This window comes from Rhodanobacter sp. Root627 (genome assembly GCF_001427835.1).
GTDB classification, from domain to species: domain Bacteria; phylum Pseudomonadota; class Gammaproteobacteria; order Xanthomonadales; family Rhodanobacteraceae; genus Rhodanobacter; species Rhodanobacter ginsenosidimutans.
In genome coordinates, this window is sequence record NZ_LMGW01000002.1 from 606018 (window position 1) to 623296 (window position 17279).

A 17279-nucleotide genomic window follows, 5' to 3' on the forward strand; every position below is an offset into this window, starting at 1 on the left:
CCTTGTAGGAGCGGCTTCAGCCGCGATGCTCTTGTAGCTTGATGAAAAGCATCGCGACTGAAGTCGCTCCTACAAGAAGGCAAGAAGGCACGCAGCGGGGTGGGCTGGATTTCGACGCCAGGCCTCACCCTAAGCAAAGAAAAACCCCGCCGAAGCGGGGTTTTTCGTGGATGCAGCTGGTGGAGCGGGACTTAGAAGCCCATGCCACCCATGCCGCCCATACCACCCATGCCGCCGGCGTCGCCGCCGTGGTTGTGGGCTTCTTCCTTCTTCGGCGCTTCGGCAACGATCGCCTCGGTGGTGATCGCCAGACCGGCAACCGACGCGGCGTGCTGCAGGGCCGAGCGGGTGACCTTGGTCGGGTCCAGGATGCCGAACTCGATCATGTCGCCGTATTCACCGGTGGCGGCGTTGTAGCCGAAGTTGCCCTTGCCTTCCTTGACCTTGTTCAGCACCACGGACGACTCTTCGCCAGCGTTGGCGACGATCGCGCGCAGCGGCGCTTCCAGCGCGCGGCGGGTGATCGCGATGCCCAGGTCCTGATCGGTGTTGTCGCCCTTCAGGCCTTCGACGGCCTTCAGCGCGCGGATCAGCGCCACGCCACCACCGGGGACCACGCCTTCTTCGACGGCTGCGCGCGTGGCGTGCAGGGCGTCTTCGACGCGGGCCTTCTTTTCCTTCATCTCGATCTCGGTGCCGGCACCGACCTTGATCACGGCAACACCGCCGGCCAGCTTGGCCACGCGCTCCTGCAGCTTCTCGCGGTCGTAGTCGGAGGAGGTCTCCTCGATCTGCGCCTTGATCTGGCCGATGCGCGACTGGATCTTCTCCGCCTCGCCCGCGCCGTCGATGATCGTGGTGTTTTCCTTGGTGATGACGATGCGCTTGGCGCGACCCAGGTCGGCGACCGTGGTCTTCTCCAGCGACAGGCCCACTTCCTCGGACACGACCTGGCCGTTGGTGAGGATGGCGATGTCTTCCAGGATGGCCTTGCGGCGATCACCGAAGCCCGGCGCCTTGACGGCGGCGACCTTGACGATGCCGCGGATGGTGTTGACCACCAGGGTGGCCAGCGCCTCGCCTTCCACTTCCTCGGCCACGATCAGCAGCGGCTTGCCGGCCTTGGCGACGGCTTCCAGCACCGGCAGCAGGTCACGCACGTTCGACACTTTCTTGTCGTGGATGAGGATGTACGGGTCATCCAGCTCGACCTGCTGGCTCTGCTGGTTGTTGATGAAGTACGGCGACAGGTAGCCGCGATCGAACTGCATGCCCTCGACCACGTCGAGCTCATTGTCCAGGCCCGAGCCTTCCTCGACCGTGATCACGCCTTCCTTGCCGACCTTCTTCATCGCGGTGGCGATGATGTCGCCGATGTTGGTGTCGGAGTTGGCCGAGATCGTGCCGACCTGGGCGATTTCCTTGTCGTTCGCGGTCGGGTTGGACAGCTTCTTCAGCTCGCCCACGGCGGCCGAGACGGCCTTGTCGATGCCGCGCTTCAGATCCATCGGGTTCATGCCGGCGGCGACCGCCTTGAGGCCTTCCTGGATGAACGCCTGCGCCAGCACGGTGGCGGTGGTGGTGCCGTCACCGGCCACGTCGGAGGTCTTGGAAGCGGCTTCCTTGACGATCTGCGCGCCCAGGTTCTCGTACTTGTCGGCCAGCTCGATCTCCTTGGCGACGGACACGCCGTCCTTGGTGATCGTGGGGGCGCCGAAGCTCTTCTCGAGCACCACATTGCGGCCCTTGGGACCGAGGGTCACCTTGACCGCATTGGCCAGGGTGTTGACGCCTTTCAGCATGCGGGCGCGGGCGTCTTCGCCGAAACGTACTTCTTTAGCGGCCATAATTTTTTTGCCTCAAAAAAATTGAATTAAGAATGGAGAAAATCTTGCGAGGTACTACCGGAAGGAGCCAAAGGCGACTGGCAAGCGCGCTTTTTTGCTTCGCGCTCAGCCTGTCGCAGCCCCAGCCCATCAGCCCTCGATCACCGCCACAATGTCGTCTTCCTTCAGGAACACCAGATCCTCGCCATCGATCTTGATTTCCTGGCCGGCGTACTTGCCGAACAGCACGGTGTCGCCAGCCTTCAGCGACATCGGGCGCACCTTGCCGTCGGCCATGATCAGGCCGGTGCCGGCGGCGACGACCTTGCCGCGGGTGGGCTTTTCGGTGGCGCTGTCGGGGATGACGATGCCGCCGGCGGAGACGCGCTCCTCTTCCAGACGCTTGACGATGACGCGGTCGTGCAACGGACGCAGTGTGCTCATGGATGACTCCAAACGGTTGAGGTGGAACAAGGCTTCGAAGACCCGATCCTCGGTCTTGTTAGCACTCGGGGTATATGAGTGCCAATTTTAGCGATACAGCATGCCACTGCAAGCGGTTTGATCGGGTGACCCGACAGCTAATTGGGTGAATGGGCGACGCTTTCAAGGGCACCGGGGCAAATGACCTGGCGGCGACGGCAGCATCGCGTTTTCCGGTTACGCTGGCATGATGGTCGCCACCCCACCACCCGCCGATGCCGTGCTGCTTTGCTATTGCAGTTGTCCCGACGCGGCCAGTGCCAAGGCCATCGCCGCGACGCTGGTGGACGAGAAACTGGCCGCCTGCGTCAGCTGCCTGCCTGGGGTCACCTCCACCTACCGCTGGCAGGGCGCGGTCACCACCGATGACGAGCATCTCCTGCTGATCAAGACCACCGCCGCCCGCTTCGAGGCGATGAAGACGCGGCTGCTGACGCTGCACCCGTACGAGCTGCCGGAGCTGGTGGGTGTACCCGTGGCGCAGGGCCACGATGCCTACCTCGACTGGGTGCGCGAACAAAGCGCGGGATGATGAGGACACCAGCGGCCGGGCGCGCATAACGCCGCACGACACGGCTCGATCCCCGCCACTGCTCCATAATGTGCAAGGGAGCGTATCGACGGCGCCGCTGCGGAACCGTTGCGGACACGCCGCCATCCATAGCCCGCCTTTACCTGTTGTCTGCCCGCGTCACCCGCCGGAGTTGTAATGCAAGCGCTGCATTTCCCCCGTTTCCACCGCCTGCCGGTCCAGTTGATGCTGTTGCTGGGCCTGCTGTTCGCCGCGCTGCCCACCTGGGCGCAGGAGGACAACCTGCTGCCGGTGACCGAGGCCTACCAGCTCAGCACCGACGCCTCGACTCCCGGCGTGCTGAAGCTGCACTGGACCATCGCGCCGGACTATTACCTCTACCGCGGCCGCATGAAATTCAGCGCCGGCCCCGGCGTCACCCTGGGCACGGCACAGCTACCCGACGGTGAAAAGCATCACGACGAATACCTCGGCGACGTGGAGACCTACCACCACGGCGTGGATGCCACGGTGCCCTACACCGTGGCCGCCGGCACCACCCGCCTGAAGCTGGATGTGCAGTACCAGGGTTGCCACGAGGTCGATCCGAAGATCTGCTATCCGCCCCACACCGAACACCTCGACCTGCCGCTGCCAGCCAATGCGGTCGCGTCCCCGCCGGCCGCGCAAAGCCTGGGCGCGGCATTGACCGGGCTGGGCAGTCGCGGCGCCAGCGCGCCGGCGGGCATGGCCGCCGCACCGCTGCCCGAAGATGAGGCGTTCCGCTTTGAAGCCGTCGCACCGGACCCCAGCCACCTGCTGCTGCGCTGGTCGATGCCCAAGGGTTATTACCTGTATCGCGACCGCACCACGCTGAAGCTGGTCGACGCCGACGGCCTGCGCCTGCGGCCGCCCGAATGGCCCGACGGCGTCACGCACGCCGATCCGCAGTTCGGCAATGTCGTGGTCTATTTCGACCAGGTCGATGTGCCGGTGGCGGTGGATGGCGACCTGGCCGGCCGCAAGCAGCTGACCGTGCAGGCCACGTTCCAGGGCTGCCAGGACGGCGGGCTTTGCTATCCGCCGATGACCCGCACGGTTACGGTCGATCTGGGCGGCGCCGCCACGGCTGCCGCATCGGCACCTGTCGACACCACGCCCTCCTCCCCGATTCGAACCGGCCTGTTTGCCGCGCTGGCGCTGGCGTTGCTGGGCGGACTGGTGCTGAACCTGATGCCCTGCGTGTTGCCTGTGCTGTCGATCAAGGCGGTCAGCGTGCTGGAAAGCGGCGAGAGCCGGGCCGCGGCGCGGCGGCATGCCTTGTTCTATACGGCGGGCGTGCTGTGCAGTTTCGCCGCGCTGGGCATGGGCATCCTGGCGCTGCGTGCCGCCGGCCATTCGCTGGGTTGGGGTTCGCAATTGCAGCAGCCGCTGCTGGTGGGCGTGCTGGCCTGCGTGATGCTGGCGGTGGGGTTGTCGCTGTCCGGCGTGGTGCAGCTCGGCGCCTCGCTGGGCAATACGGGCGCCGGGCTGGCGTCGCGCTCCGGGCCAGCGGGCGATTTCTTCACCGGCGTGCTGGCCGTGGTGGTGGCCAGCCCCTGCACCGCGCCGTTCATGGGTGGCGCGCTGGCCTATGCGTTCGCGGCACCGATGCTGTCGGCGCTGGGGGTGTTCCTGGCGCTGGGCGTGGGCCTGGCGTTGCCGTTCCTGGCGATCGGCTTCGTGCCCGCGTTGGGCCGGCTGCTGCCGCGACCGGGCCGCTGGATGGAAACCCTGAAACAGGTGCTGGCGTTTCCGATGTACCTCACCGCCGCGTGGCTGGTGTGGGTGCTGGCCAACCAGCGTGGCGCGGACGCGGTGGGCCTGGTGCTGGTGGCAATGGTGCTGCTGGCGATGACGCTGTGGTGGTTCGAGCGCAGCCGTTCGCGCGGCATCGCCGGCCGCGCGTGGGTGCTGCCGCTGGCGTTGGCCACGCTGGCACCGCTCTATCTGCTGGCCCACGTGCCGCCAGTGGCGGCCGGCGCCGTGGCTGAGGAAGGCGTGGTGGCGTACAGCCCCGAGAAGCTGGCCGCGCTGCGCGCTGCCGGCACGCCGGTTTTCGTCGACATGACCGCCGACTGGTGCGTCACCTGCAAGGCGAACGAACACACCGTACTCAACACCGCCGCCTTCCGCGCGCTGCTGCAGCGCACCGGCGCGGTCTACATGAAAGGCGACTGGACCGACGTCAACCCGGTGATCAGTGCCTTCCTGCAGCAATACAACTCGCCCGGCGTGCCGCTATATGTGGTGTTTCCGAGCGACGGCGGGCCGGGCCGCCAGCTTTCCACCGTGCTGACCTCCTCGATGGTGGAGCAGGCACTGACGGAGGCGGCGAAATGATCTTCAGCCGCAGCAACTGGATCATCCTGGGGATGGCGGTGCTGGTCGCCGGCGTGGGTGGTTACTGGCAACGTCAGGCCGACGCGCCGCCAGCATCCACGCCCCTGGTCGGACAACCGGCGCCCGCGCTCAAGTTGCCCGACCTTTCCGGCACGACACACGACCTGGCCGACTACCGCGGCCACCCGGTCGTGCTGAATTTCTGGGCCAGCTGGTGCCTGCCCTGCCGTGAGGAAATGCCGGCACTGGATCGCGCCCAGCAGCGCCACGGCGCCGGCGGCGTGACCGTGATCGGCGTCGCGATGGACCAGCCGGCGCCCGTCCGTGCGTTCCTGGCCGCCCACCCGGTGAGCTACCCGATCGTGCTGGGGCAGCTGTCACACCCGAGCTCGGCCTACCGGTTTGGCGACGTCAGCGACGTGTTGCCCTACAGCGTGCTGATCGGCGCCGATGGCCGCGTACGGGCCCAGCATGCCGGCCCACTGGACGATGCCCAGCTGCAGCAATGGCTGGCGCCGCAGGCCGATTGAGGCGGCCAAACGTACGATTGCGTATCGTCGACGTCGCTGGGAGCGGGACTTCTTCTTCAAACATCGCCGATCTGCGCCGAACTGGACAACTTTGATGCCGACGCGCACACTGCGCGGCATTCCGGGCGTCCGGAGCAAGCAGTCGGGTGGTATGTGGCAAAGATCCTGGTTCTCCATGGGCCCAATCTCAACCTGCTGGGCTCGCGCGAGCCCCATATCTACGGGCACCTGACCCTGGTCGACATCAACGCCCAGCTCGCCGCGCAGGCGCAGGCGGCCGGCCACGAACTGGTCTGGTTCCAGTCCAACGCCGAGCATGAGCTGGTGGGGCGCATCCAGCAGGCGCGCGACGATGGCACCGCGCTGATCCTGTTCAACCCCGCCGCGTTCACCCACACCAGCATCGCCCTGCGCGACGCGCTGGCCGCGGTGGCGGTGCCGTTCATCGAGGTGCACCTGTCCAACGTGCATGCACGTGAGCCGTTCCGCCACCACTCGTATTTGTCGGACCTGGCCATTGGCGTGATCTGCGGCTTCGGTGGCGACAGCTACCGCCTGGCGCTGGAGGCGGCGATTCACCGCCTGCAGCCGGCCGCGACCGCCTGATTTGGCCGTCAACATTTTTCCAGCCACCCACCGGTGGCATTCACTGAAACTGAAGGGCTGATCCGATGGATTTGCGCAAAATCAAGAAGCTGATCGACTTGCTGGAGGAATCCAACCTCGCCGAGCTGGAGATCAAGGAAGGCGAGGAAGTGGTACGCCTCTCGCGCGTCCCCAAGGGCACCGCGCCCGTCGCCGCCCCGGTCGCCGTGGCCGCACCGGCCCCGGTTGCCGCCGCGGCACCGGTGCCCGTCGTTGCCGAAGCCCCCGCCGCCAACGCCCTGCCCGCCGGCAACGTGGTGAAGGCGCCGATGGTGGGCACGTTCTACGCTTCCGCCTCACCGGGCACACCCGCCTTCGTCAAGGTCGGCCAGCAGGTGAAAGTCGGCGACACGCTGGGCGTGATCGAGGCGATGAAGATGTTCAACCAGATCGAGGCCGAGGTCTCCGGCACGGTCAAGGCAATCCTGATCGAGAATGGCCAACCGGTTGAGTTCGACGAACCGATGTTCGTGATCGCCTGAGGGCCACCGGCATGCTAGAAAAAGTCGTCATCGCCAACCGCGGCGAAATTGCGCTGCGCGTGTTGCGCGCCTGCCACAGCCTCGGCATCAAGACCGTGGCCGTGCACTCCACCGTCGATCGCAACTTGAAACACGTAGGCCTGGCGGATGAAAGCATCTGCATCGGCCCGGGGCCGTCGACGGACAGCTACCTCAATATCCCCCGCATCATCGCGGCGGCGGAAATCACCGACGCCCAGGCGATCCATCCGGGCTACGGCTTCCTGTCCGAGCGGGCGGATTTTGCCGAGCAGGTGGAGCAATCCGGCTTCATCTTCATCGGCCCGACCGCCGACGTGATCCGCCTGATGGGCGACAAGGTCGAGGCGATCCGCGCCATGAAAGCCGCTGGCGTGCCCTGCGTGCCGGGTTCTGGTGGCCCGCTGGATGACAACGTCGAGGAAAGCCTGCGCATCGCCCGCGAGATCGGCTATCCGGTGATCATCAAGGCCTCCGGTGGTGGTGGCGGCCGCGGCATGCGCGTGGTGCGCACCGAGGCGCACCTGGCCAACTCCATCGTGATGACCAAGCAGGAGGCCAAGGCGGCCTTCGGCAACGATCAGGTGTACATGGAGAAGTACCTGGAAAATCCACGCCACGTGGAAATCCAGGTGCTGGCCGACGGCCAGGGCAATGCGATCCATCTGGGCGAGCGCGACTGCTCGATGCAGCGCCGTCACCAGAAAGTGGTCGAAGAGGCCCCCGCACCGGGCATCACGGCGGAGCTGCGCGCCGAGATCGGCAAGGTCTGCACCGATGCCTGCATCCGCATCGGCTACCGCGGCGCCGGCACGTTCGAGTTCCTGTTCGAGGGCGGCAAGTTCTACTTCATCGAGATGAACACCCGCATCCAGGTCGAGCACCCGGTGACGGAGTGGATCACCGGTGTCGATCTGGTGCGCGAGCAGTTGCTGATCGCCGGCGGCGAGAAGCTGTCGATCAGGCAGGAAGACATCGTGATCCGCGGCCACGCCATCGAATGTCGCATCAACGCCGAAGACCCCGACACCTTCATGCCCAGCCCCGGCACGGTGAAGCGCTTCGAGGCGCCGGGTGGCCCGGGCGTGCGCGTGGATACGCATCTGTACGACGGCTACCGCATTCCACCCAATTACGACTCGATGATCGGCAAGCTGATCGTGCACGGGCCCGACCGCGAAACCGCCATCGCCCGCATGCGGCTGGCGCTGGCCGAGACGGTGATCGAGGGCGTGAAGTGCAACATCCCGCTGCAGCAGCGGATCATGAGCGACGTCGGATTCCAGCACGGCGGCCAGAACATCCATTACCTCGAAAAGCGCATGGCTGAGCAGAAAGAGAAAGCCGCCAGCGGCCAATAAAGACGCTTTTTTGCGTTCGCCTCCTCTCCCCTCCGGGGAGAGGATTGAGGAGAGGGCCGGGTGCTCGCGGAAGAGTTGATCAAAGCCAGCTCTGGAACAAGTTCATCGCACGATCGCCACCTCACCCACCCCTCTCCATTGAAATGTAGCCGGGAGAGGAACAACGCACCCACGGATCCCATGCCTTTCCTCGAACTATCCCTCGTCGTGCGCACCGAACAGCAACCCCGCGCGGAAGAGGCGCTGGAGGATCTGGGCGCACTCTCGGTCACCTTGCGCGATGCCAACGCGGAGACACCTGATGAACAGGCGATCTTCGAGCCCGGCGTGGGCGAGTTGCCGTTGTGGCCCACGATCACGCTCGATGCGCTGTTCGACGAGCACACCGACCGCCGCGGCCTGGGCGCCGCGCTGGGCGAACTGCTGCCCTGGCTGGAGCCCGACCAGCTCGGCTTCACCGAGGTTGCCGACCAGGATTGGGAGCGCGCCTGGATGGACCAGTTCAAACCGATGCCGTTCGGGCGCCGGCTGTGGATCTACCCCTGGAACATCGAACCGCCGGCCGACGACGACCTGGTGGTGGTGCGGCTCGACCCCGGCCTCGCCTTCGGCAGCGGCACCCATCCCACCACCGCCTTGTGCCTGGAATGGCTGGACGGGCTGGAGCTGGCCGGCAAGACCGTGACCGACTACGGCTGCGGCTCGGGCATCCTGGCGATCGCGGCGCTGAAGCTGGGCGCCGCCAGCGCCGTCGGCGTGGACAACGATCCGCAGGCGCTGACCGCGTCGCGCGACAACGCGGAACGCAACGGCGTGGCCGACCGGCTCGCCCTGTTCCTGCCCGACGACGTGGAAGCCGACCTGGCCGACGTCTTCGTCGCCAATATCCTGGCCGGCCCGCTGGGCGCATTGGCGCCCACCTTTGCTGCCGCCGCGAAACCCGGCGCGCCGTTCGCCATCTCCGGCATCCTCGACGGCCAGCAGGATGAACTGCTGCAGCGCTACGACGAATGGTTCGACGCACTGCGCATTGACACCCGCGAGGGCTGGGTGCGCATCAGCGGACGGCGCCGCTGAGCATGCGGGCTCGGGCCCGCTGGCCGCTGGCCGCTGGCCGCTGGCCGCTGCGCTAAGCTTGCGGCTCACCGAACGAAGGCGCCCATGTATACGCAGTGTCCCGCTTGCCTCACCGTGTTTTCGCTGGACGTCGGGACACTGACGCTCGCCGGCGGACAGGTGTCGTGCGGGCATTGCGGCGATACCTTCGACGCGCTGGCCAACCTCACCGACCAGCTGCCACCGGAGCCGTTCCGGGAACTGCCGCTGCACCCAAGCCTGATGCGTCCGCCGCTGCTGGAGCTGGCGGTGTATCGCCCGCCGGTGGAGCCGATCGCGGTCGTCGTGGCCGATGCCGCCGGCAACGCGACAGCCAATGCATCCGGGCCGCAGGCCTTTGCGCCACGCTTCGCGCGCAACCGGCGCGAATCGACCGAACGGTTCTGGCCCTGGGTCTTCGCCTGCACCTTCCTGACCTTGCTGCTGGGCAGCCAGCTGGCCTGGGCCAAGCGGGATTTCCTGATCCGCGATCCGCAAAGCGGGCCCATGCTGCAGCAGATCTGCAACACCTTGCATTGCCAGCTGCCATTGGTGGCCGCACCCGGGCAATTGCGGCTACTCGCCAGCAACGTGCAAACCCACCCCAGCGTACCGGGCGCGCTGGTGATCAGCCTCGGTGTGCGCAATGACGCCCCCTTCAGCCAGCCCTATCCGGTGGTGGCGCTGACGCTGTCCGATGCACAAGGCAAACGTGTGGCGATGCGGCGCCTGCAACCGGCCGAATACCTCGATGACCCGCAGGCCGTGCAGCGCGGGCTGGCGCCGGGCAGCCGCACCGCCTTGTTGTTCGAGGTGGAAGACCCGGGCACACGTGCCGTCGCGTTCGCGTTCGATTTCGAATAGGCGGCATCCCGCCGCACGAACATGACTGCACACGTCATGGCGAACGCGAACTCCCGCATCAGCACTTAAAATTCCTGCCGCGCGCGGGTAGACTCGGTCCCTTCCCGCATGCGGCACATCGCCTTGCATGCGCGCCGCCATCGGCGGAGTCGAAAGAACTATAGCCAGCGGCCTATGCAGCCGCGCTTCGCATGCCAGAGGAAATGCTCGTGAACGCCGTCAGACTGCCTGTTGCCGAGGCCGCAAAACAGCCCCCGTCGCAGAGTACTTCGCAAAGCGCGTTGAGCGAGTGCGTCAGCCGCACCGTGCGCCGCTATCTCGCCGACATCGGCGATGCCGAATGCAGCGAGGGCCTGCACGCGATGGTGCTGCGCGAAGTCGAAGGGCCGCTGCTGCGCGAGGTGATGGCGTTCCACGAAGGCAACCAGAGCCGCGCCGCCACCGCGCTGGGCATCAACCGCGCCACCCTGCGCAAGAAGCTGGCCATCTACGGGCTGCTGTGATCGCGTCACCCCGCGCCACGTTTCCTCGCTGAAAACCGGGCAATCGTTCAGACGGCTATACTGTGACGTTTTCCCCGCTGGAAAACGTCATGCCCACACCCGATCTCGTCCCCGTCCGCCGCGCCCTGCTCAGTGTTTCCGACAAGAACGGCCTGATTGACCTGGGCCGGCGATTGAGCGCGCGCGGCGTGGAGCTGCTGTCCACCGGCGGCAGCGCACGCGCATTGCGTGAGGCCGGCATCGCGGTCACCGACGTCAGCGACGTCACCGGTTTCCCCGAGATCATGGATGGCCGCGTCAAGACGCTGCACCCGAAAGTGCACGGCGGCCTGCTGGGCCGGCGCGGCACCGACGACGCGGTGATGGCCGAGCTGGGCATCGCGCCGATCGACCTGCTGGTGCTGAACCTCTATCCGTTCGAAGCCACCGTGGCCAAGCCCGACTGCACGCTGGAGGACGCGATCGAGAACATCGACATCGGCGGCCCGGCGATGCTGCGTTCGGCGGCCAAGAACTGGAACGACGTGGGCGTGCTGACCTCGCCCGACCAGTACGTCGACGCGCTGGCCGAGATCGAAAGCGAGGGTGGCCTGCGCCGCGCCACACGCTTCAAGCTGGCCGTGGCCGCGTTCAACCGCGTGGCCAACTACGGCGGCGCCATCAGCGACTACCTCTCCGGCCTGCAGCTCGATGACGCACACACCGCGGTAGCCGGCCACGCAACCTTCCCGGCGCAGGCCAACGGCCGCCACGAAAAGGTGATGGATCTGCGCTACGGCGAAAACCCGCACCAGCAGGCCGCGTTCTACCGCGACCTCGCACCCGTGCCCGGCACGTTGGCCACGTTCCGCCAGTTGCAGGGCAAGGAGCTTTCGTTCAACAACATCGCCGACGCCGACGCCGCGTGGGAGTGTGTGCGCAGCTTCGTGAAGCCGGCCTGCGTGATCGTGAAACACGCCAACCCCTGCGGTGTGGCAGTGAGCCTGGACGGCATCGGCAAGGCCTACGACCTGGCCTACCAGACCGATCCCACCTCGGCGTTCGGCGGCATCATCGCGTTCAACCGCGAACTGGACGGCGCCACCGCGCAGGCCATCGTGGAGCGTCAGTTTGTCGAAGTGGTGCTGGCGCCGGGTTACGCCGACGATGCGCTGAAGGCGTTCGCGAAGAAGGGCAACGTGCGCGTGCTGGAAATCCCGCCGCCGGCAGATGGCGACCTGCGTGCGCCGCATCCGGGCATGAACGTGAAGCGCGTGGGCTCGGGCCTGCTGATCCAGACCGCCGACACCGGCATGATCGGCGCGGGCGACCTCAAGGTGGTGACCCGGCGCGCGCCCACGCCGGCGCAGATCGACGACCTGATCTTCGCCTGGAAGGTGGCCAAGTTCGTCAAGTCCAACGCCATCGTCTACGCCCGCGACCGCCAGACCATCGGCGTCGGCGCCGGCCAGATGAGCCGCGTCTACAGCGCGAAGATCGCCGGCATCAAGGCCGCCGACGAGAAGCTCGAAGTGCGCGGTTCGGTGATGGCGTCCGATGCGTTCTTCCCGTTCCGCGACGGCATCGACGCCGCCGCGGCGACCGGCATCAGCGCGGTGATCCAGCCCGGCGGCTCGATGCGCGACAGCGAGGTGATCGCCGCCGCCGACGAACACGACATCGCGATGGTGTTTACCGGCATGCGCCATTTCCGGCACTGATGCCCTTGTAGGAGCGCACCCTGTGCGCGACCGCTTTTCCGGCGGAGCCCGATTCGGGATTCGCTAAAGGCGATCGCGCACAGGGTGCGCTCCTATACGTTCCGTGGAAGCTGCGCGGTCCAGCATGGGCAGCTCAAGCAGGAGGCCGCCATGCGTTACGCGCTCTACTACTGGTCCAGTATCCAGGGCCGCGGTGAATTCATCCGGCTGGCACTGGAAGACGCCGGCGCCGATTACGACGACGTAGCCCGCGACCAGGGCGACGATGCCATGACGCCATTTCTCGAAGGCAAACACGAAGGCGCGCTGCCATTCGCGCCACCGTTCCTCAAAGCGGGCCGGCTGGTGATTGCGCAGGTGGCGGAAATCCTGCAATACCTGGGGCCACCGCTGAAGCTGGTGCCCGATGGAGAGCCGCGTCGGCTGTACGCGCACCAGTTGCAGCTGACCATCACCGACGTCGTGGCCGAGATCCACGACAGCCATCATCCGATAGCCAGCAGCCTCTATTACGAGGACCAGCGCAGCGAAGCACGACGCCGCGCCAAAGACCTGCGCGAAAACCGCCTGCCGAAGTTCCTGGGCTATTTCGAGCAGGTGCTGGAACGCAACGGTGGCCGGCATGCGCTGCGCCAGCACTCGTACGTCGACTTGTCGTTGTTCCAGTTGATGAGCGGCCTGGACTACGCCTTTCCCCGCGCAATGCAGCGATTGAAGCGCGAGCTGCCGCTGCTGTGCGCGTTGAGCCAGCGCGTGGCGGAGCGGCCGCGGATTGCCGCCTACCTGGCATCGCCGCGCCGCCTGGCGTTCAACAAGGACGGCATTTTCCGCCACTACCCGGAACTGGACGACCCGCGCTGACCTGCGCTCAGAACAGCGCGATCACCATCGCGCCGGCCACGATCAGCACGCCACCGATCAGCAGCGGCCAGCTTGGCCGCTCGCCCAGGAACACCAGCCCCAACACGATCGCCAGCGCCACGCTGAGCTTGTCGATCGGCGCCACCTTGCTCACCGGGCCGAGTTGAAGCGCGCGGTAGTAGCACAACCACGACAAGCCGGTGGCGATGCCGGACAACACCAGGAACAGCCAGCTGTGCAGCGGCAGGCCGGCAGGCCTGGCCCATTCGTGGCGCAGGCTGAGAATGCCGGCAGTGACCACAAGAATCACCACGGTGCGGATGAACGTGGCGAGGTTGGAGTTGATACCGACCACGCCGAGCTTGCCGAACAACGCAGTCAGCGCCGCGAACAACGCCGAGCCCAACGCAAACAGCAACCAGCTTTCACGCAATGGCATGGCGCGTCTCCGCTTCCAGTTGTCGCTCCTGGGCTTACGCGGTCAGGACGATCAGCGGCCGGTGTCGGCGGGGGTCGAGTCATCCGTGGCCGGCGGGCTCTTGCCCCACTCCAGCACCTTGTACATCACCGGGCGGGTGGGCTTCTGGCCATGCTCATCCACCAGCCGGCCCTGCGGGTCGACGGTGTAGGTGTGGGGAATGCCGGTTTTCGGCGTCACCACCACCATGTAGAGCTGGCCGTTGCGGCGGTATTCCTGGATGGTGTTGTCGCCCTCCTTGCGCACGGCGACGTCGGGCAGCGCATCGCTGGTGTCCGGCGCCGCAACCACGTTCGCCTGCGTTGACGGCACCGCGTGCGGCTTCAGGTCGAGCGGCTTTTTGGCGGGCGTGGCGGCGGGAGCCGTGGCGTGCACGCCCGGATCGTTGATGCCCGGCGGTGGCAGCGCCTTGGTCGGCGGTGTCTGCGCGAACGCGCTGGCGGCGAACAGCAAGCTGGAGGTGGCCAGCAGGACAACGGATTTCATGACGGTATCCTCGATCGGAGCCCGCAGAATAACAGCGCCCATGCCCGCCAACCGTGAAGCGCAGCTGGCCACGCGTGCGAGAATGATCGGCCAACGGCCAGCGCGAAGCCGGCCGCCAGCAACGGTTGCCCTGTCATGCCCAAACTTGTCCTGATCGACGGCTCGTCCTACCTGTACCGCGCGTTCCACGCGTTGCCGCCATTGACCAACGAATTCGGCGAGCCTACCGGCGCGCTGTTCGGCGTGGTCAACATGCTGCGCGCCACCTTGCGCGAGGCGCCGGATTACCTGGCGTTTGTCTGCGACGCGCCCGGCCCCACGTTCCGCAACGAGCTGTACGACCAGTACAAGGCCAACCGCCCGTCGATGCCTGACGACCTGCGCAGCCAGGTGCAGCCGATGCTGGCGATCGTGGGCGCGCTGGGCTTCCCGATCCTGTGCGAGAACGGCGTCGAGGCCGACGACGTGATCGGCACCATCGCGCTGCAGGCGCAGGCGCAAGGCATCGAGGTGGAGATTTCCACCGGCGACAAGGACCTGGCGCAACTGGTCGGATCGCAGGTGACGCTGGTCAACACGATGACCAATACCACGCTCGACATCGAGGGCGTCACCGCGAAATTCGGCGTGCCGCCCGAGCGCATCATCGATTTCCTGGCGCTTACCGGCGACACCGTGGACAACGTGCCGGGTGTCAACAAATGCGGCCCCAAGACCGCCGCCAAATGGCTGGCCGAATACGGCTCGCTGGATGGCGTGATGGCCAACGCCGACAAGGTCGGCGGCAAGATCGGCGAATACCTGCGCGACGCGCTGCCGCAGCTGCCGCTGTCGCGCGAGCTGGTCACCATCAAGACCGACGTGCCGCTGCCACTGGCGCCCACCGACCTCACCCTGCGCGAACGCGACACCGACACCCTGCGCGCGCTGTTCACCCGCTACGGTTTCAAGGCGGCGCTGAAGGATCTGGATGCGGAAGTCGGCGGTGGTGGTGTGATCGTCGAAGTGGTGGCTGTCACCACCGCTGCCCAAACGCCCGCTGCCTCCGACGCGCCCGACCCTTCGCTGTCGCAGCCGGGCGACTACGAACTGGTGACCACGCCCGAACAGTTCGCGATCTGGCTGCAGCGACTGCACGATGCCGAGCTGATCGCGTTCGACACCGAAACCACCAGCATCGACGCGATGCGCGCCGACATGGTCGGCATCAGTTTTTCGGTGGAGCTGGGCAAGGCCTGCTATATCCCGCTGGCGCACGACTATCCCGGCGCACCCGCGCAGCTCGATCGCGACACGGTGGTGCGTGCACTGAAGCCCATCTTCGAGGATCCGGCCAAGCCCAAGCTGGGCCAGCATGCGAAATACGACATCAACATCCTGTCGCACTACGGCGTCACGGTGCAGGGGCTGAAGTACGACTCCATGCTGGAGTCCTACATCTGGAACGCCACCGCCACGCGCCACGACATGGATTCGCTGGCGAAGAAATATCTGGGCTACGACACCGTCAAATACGAAGAGGTGGCCGGCAAGGGGGCGAAGCAGATCTCGTTCTCGCAAGTGGATCTGGACACCGCCTGCCGCTACGCCGCCGAGGACGCGGACATCACCTGGCGCCTGCACCACGCGCTGTGGCCGAAGCTGCAGGTGGAACCCAGCCTGCGCAGCGTTTACGAGGACATCGAGATTCCGCTGGTGCCGGTGTTGGCGGCGATGGAGCGGCGCGGCGTGCTGATCGACGGCGACGAGCTGCGCCGGCAGAGCCAGCAACTGGGCAAGCGCATGCTGGAATTGCAGCAGCAATGCCACGGCCTGGCCGGGCGCGAGTTCAACCTCGATTCGCCCAAGCAACTGCAGGCAATCCTGTTCGATGAACTGGGCCTGCAGGCGAAACTGAAAACGCCGAAGGGCCAGCCATCGACCAACGAGGAGGCGCTGGAGGCGATCGCCGACATGCACGAGCTGCCGCGGCTGATCCTGGAATACCGCGGCCTGGCCAAGCTGCGTTCCACCTATACCGACAAGCTGTCCGGCATCGTCAATCCGCGCACCGGCCGCGTGCACACCAGCTACCACCAGGGTGCGGTGGCAACCGGGCGGATTTCCTCGTCCGACCCGAACCTGCAGAACATTCCCGTGCGAACTGAGGAGGGCCGACGCATCCGCCAGGCCTTCATCGCGCCGCCCGGCTGGAAGGTGATGGCGGCGGATTACTCGCAGGTGGAGTTGCGCATCATGGCCCACCTGTCGGCCGACGAAGGCCTGCTGCGCGCCTTCCGCGAAGGCGGCGACGTGCATCGCGCCACCGCGGCGGAGGTGTTCGGCGTGGCACCGCAGGAGGTGACCACCAACCAGCGGCGCGCGGCCAAGGCGATCAACTTCGGCCTGATGTACGGCATGAGCGCGTTCGGCCTGGCGCGCGCGCTGGGCGTGGATCGCGGCGAGGCCAGCGATTACATCGGCCGCTATTTCACCCGCTATCCCGGCGTGCGCGGCTACATGGATGCCACCCGCGAGAAAGCTCATCGCGATGGCTATGTGGAAACCATCTTCGGCCGCCGGCTGTATCTGGAAAACCTCAACTCGCGCAATCACGGCCTGCGCCAGGGCGCCGAACGCGCCGCGGTGAATGCGCCGATGCAGGGCAGCGCCGCCGACATCATCAAGCGCGCCATGATCGCCATGGCCGGCTGGATCGACGGCCGCGACGACGTGCACATGCTGATGCAGGTGCACGACGAACTGGTGTTCGAAGTGCGCGACGACGCCGTGGACACCGTGCGCGCCGCGGTGATCGAGCGGATGTCCGGCGCGGCGGAACTGGACGTGCCGCTGCTGGTGGACGTGGGCGTGGGCGCGAACTGGGACGAGGCGCATTGATGGGGAGAGCGATTCCCATGGCGCACAACGGCTTGCAGGTTAACGTTCCGTAAGCATGAATCGGCTCTGAATTCTTTCGGCCATCGTGCAACTTTGTGGCTGCGGCGCGTTCCAATCCATCGGATGCACGCAATGGCATCCACGGTTGGCTCACCTCCCTGAACCACCCGACCG

At 66.3% G+C, this 17279-nt stretch carries 16 protein-coding genes; 12 read left to right on the forward strand and 4 right to left on the reverse strand.

All coding sequences use genetic code 11. The features are described 5' to 3' along the window. Positions 1 to 191 precede the first annotated feature (191 nt). Together groL and ASD68_RS10000 are read right to left on the reverse strand one after the other, a co-directional pair. Complete coding sequence (groL, locus tag ASD68_RS09995; protein ID WP_056082455.1) at positions 192 to 1847, reverse strand: chaperonin GroEL; 1656 nt, start codon at positions 1845 to 1847, stop codon at positions 192 to 194. Between the two features lie 129 nt (positions 1848 to 1976). Then, complete coding sequence (locus tag ASD68_RS10000) at positions 1977 to 2270, reverse strand: co-chaperone GroES (RefSeq protein ID WP_007081521.1); 294 nt, start codon at positions 2268 to 2270, stop codon at positions 1977 to 1979. Positions 2271 to 2496: 226 nt separating this feature from the next. On the opposite strand from ASD68_RS10000, the gene cutA reads away from it, so the two are divergent. The 11 genes from cutA (at position 2497) to ASD68_RS10055 (ending at position 13261) form a co-directional block, all read left to right on the forward strand. Then, entirely contained in the window at positions 2497 to 2841 is a 345-nt protein-coding gene (gene cutA / locus ASD68_RS10005) for a divalent-cation tolerance protein CutA (RefSeq protein ID WP_235578711.1), read from the forward strand. 177 nt (positions 2842 to 3018) lie between these two features. Beyond that, positions 3019 to 5202: a protein-disulfide reductase DsbD gene (locus ASD68_RS10010; RefSeq protein ID WP_056606261.1), complete on the forward strand. Its 2184-nt coding sequence runs from the start codon at positions 3019 to 3021 to the stop codon at positions 5200 to 5202. After that, the gene (locus ASD68_RS10015; protein WP_056082461.1) at positions 5199 to 5732 is read left to right on the forward strand and encodes a TlpA disulfide reductase family protein; all 534 of its coding nucleotides are present in this window, start codon (positions 5199 to 5201) and stop codon (positions 5730 to 5732) included. The genes ASD68_RS10010 and ASD68_RS10015 overlap by 4 nt, the downstream gene beginning before the upstream one ends. Positions 5733 to 5885: 153 nt before the next feature. Next, entirely contained in the window at positions 5886 to 6338 is a 453-nt protein-coding gene (gene aroQ, locus ASD68_RS10020; protein ID WP_056082464.1) for a type II 3-dehydroquinate dehydratase, read from the forward strand. A gap of 65 nt (positions 6339 to 6403) precedes the next feature. Next, positions 6404 to 6859, forward strand: a complete 456-nt coding sequence (gene accB, locus ASD68_RS10025; protein WP_056606264.1) for an acetyl-CoA carboxylase biotin carboxyl carrier protein — start codon at positions 6404 to 6406, stop codon at positions 6857 to 6859. Between the two features lie 11 nt (positions 6860 to 6870). Then, on the forward strand, positions 6871 to 8238 hold the full coding sequence (gene accC / locus ASD68_RS10030) for an acetyl-CoA carboxylase biotin carboxylase subunit (protein ID WP_056606266.1): 1368 nt from the start codon (positions 6871 to 6873) through the stop codon (positions 8236 to 8238). 180 nt (positions 8239 to 8418) lie between these two features. Then, positions 8419 to 9315, forward strand: a complete 897-nt coding sequence (prmA, locus tag ASD68_RS10035; protein ID WP_056606269.1) for a 50S ribosomal protein L11 methyltransferase — start codon at positions 8419 to 8421, stop codon at positions 9313 to 9315. 84 nt (positions 9316 to 9399) lie between these two features. After that, complete coding sequence (locus ASD68_RS10040; protein WP_056606270.1) at positions 9400 to 10197, forward strand: zinc-ribbon and DUF3426 domain-containing protein; 798 nt, start codon at positions 9400 to 9402, stop codon at positions 10195 to 10197. Positions 10198 to 10400: 203 nt separating this feature from the next. Then, on the forward strand, positions 10401 to 10700 hold the full coding sequence (locus tag ASD68_RS10045; protein WP_056082481.1) for a helix-turn-helix domain-containing protein: 300 nt from the start codon (positions 10401 to 10403) through the stop codon (positions 10698 to 10700). Between the two features lie 89 nt (positions 10701 to 10789). Then, positions 10790 to 12400, forward strand: a complete 1611-nt coding sequence (gene purH, locus ASD68_RS10050; protein WP_056606273.1) for a bifunctional phosphoribosylaminoimidazolecarboxamide formyltransferase/IMP cyclohydrolase — start codon at positions 10790 to 10792, stop codon at positions 12398 to 12400. A 150-nt stretch (positions 12401 to 12550) separates the two neighbouring features. After that, positions 12551 to 13261 carry a glutathione S-transferase gene (locus tag ASD68_RS10055; RefSeq protein WP_056606276.1) on the forward strand — a complete coding sequence of 237 codons (711 nt, stop codon included), beginning with the start codon at positions 12551 to 12553 and terminating at the stop codon, positions 13259 to 13261. Between the two features lie 7 nt (positions 13262 to 13268). Here the strand turns inward: ASD68_RS10055 and ASD68_RS10060 are convergent, their stop codons facing one another. Together ASD68_RS10060 and ASD68_RS10065 are read right to left on the reverse strand one after the other, a co-directional pair. Beyond that, the gene (locus tag ASD68_RS10060; RefSeq protein ID WP_056082489.1) at positions 13269 to 13700 is read right to left on the reverse strand and encodes an EamA family transporter; all 432 of its coding nucleotides are present in this window, start codon (positions 13698 to 13700) and stop codon (positions 13269 to 13271) included. Positions 13701 to 13751: 51 nt separating this feature from the next. Further along, positions 13752 to 14225, reverse strand: coding sequence for a DUF2782 domain-containing protein (locus ASD68_RS10065; RefSeq protein ID WP_056606279.1), 474 nt, complete (start codon positions 14223 to 14225; stop codon positions 13752 to 13754). 135 nt (positions 14226 to 14360) lie between these two features. Between ASD68_RS10065 and polA the strand changes: the two genes are divergently transcribed. Next, positions 14361 to 17105 (forward strand): DNA polymerase I, encoded by a 2745-nt coding sequence (polA, locus tag ASD68_RS10070; RefSeq protein WP_056606282.1) that lies wholly within the window; start codon positions 14361 to 14363, stop codon positions 17103 to 17105. The last annotated feature ends 174 nt before the right edge of the window (positions 17106 to 17279 follow it).

What these genes read in the sequence shown, in the direction of transcription:
- groL (WP_056082455.1), bottom strand. Translation starts at nt 1,847, where the DNA reads ATGGCCGCTAAAGAAGTACGTTTCGGCGAAGACGCCCGCGCCCGCATG.
- ASD68_RS10000 (WP_007081521.1), bottom strand. Translation starts at nt 2,270, where the DNA reads ATGAGCACACTGCGTCCGTTGCACGACCGCGTCATCGTCAAGCGTCTG.
- cutA (WP_235578711.1), top strand. Translation starts at nt 2,497, where the DNA reads ATGATGGTCGCCACCCCACCACCCGCCGATGCCGTGCTGCTTTGCTAT.
- ASD68_RS10010 (WP_056606261.1), top strand. Translation starts at nt 3,019, where the DNA reads ATGCAAGCGCTGCATTTCCCCCGTTTCCACCGCCTGCCGGTCCAGTTG.
- ASD68_RS10015 (WP_056082461.1), top strand. Translation starts at nt 5,199, where the DNA reads ATGATCTTCAGCCGCAGCAACTGGATCATCCTGGGGATGGCGGTGCTG.
- accB (WP_056606264.1), top strand. Translation starts at nt 6,404, where the DNA reads ATGGATTTGCGCAAAATCAAGAAGCTGATCGACTTGCTGGAGGAATCC.
- accC (WP_056606266.1), top strand. Translation starts at nt 6,871, where the DNA reads ATGCTAGAAAAAGTCGTCATCGCCAACCGCGGCGAAATTGCGCTGCGC.
- prmA (WP_056606269.1), top strand. Translation starts at nt 8,419, where the DNA reads ATGCCTTTCCTCGAACTATCCCTCGTCGTGCGCACCGAACAGCAACCC.
- ASD68_RS10040 (WP_056606270.1), top strand. Translation starts at nt 9,400, where the DNA reads ATGTATACGCAGTGTCCCGCTTGCCTCACCGTGTTTTCGCTGGACGTC.
- ASD68_RS10045 (WP_056082481.1), top strand. Translation starts at nt 10,401, where the DNA reads ATGCTCGTGAACGCCGTCAGACTGCCTGTTGCCGAGGCCGCAAAACAG.
- purH (WP_056606273.1), top strand. Translation starts at nt 10,790, where the DNA reads ATGCCCACACCCGATCTCGTCCCCGTCCGCCGCGCCCTGCTCAGTGTT.
- ASD68_RS10055 (WP_056606276.1), top strand. Translation starts at nt 12,551, where the DNA reads ATGCGTTACGCGCTCTACTACTGGTCCAGTATCCAGGGCCGCGGTGAA.
- ASD68_RS10060 (WP_056082489.1), bottom strand. Translation starts at nt 13,700, where the DNA reads ATGCCATTGCGTGAAAGCTGGTTGCTGTTTGCGTTGGGCTCGGCGTTG.
- ASD68_RS10065 (WP_056606279.1), bottom strand. Translation starts at nt 14,225, where the DNA reads ATGAAATCCGTTGTCCTGCTGGCCACCTCCAGCTTGCTGTTCGCCGCC.
- polA (WP_056606282.1), top strand. Translation starts at nt 14,361, where the DNA reads ATGCCCAAACTTGTCCTGATCGACGGCTCGTCCTACCTGTACCGCGCG.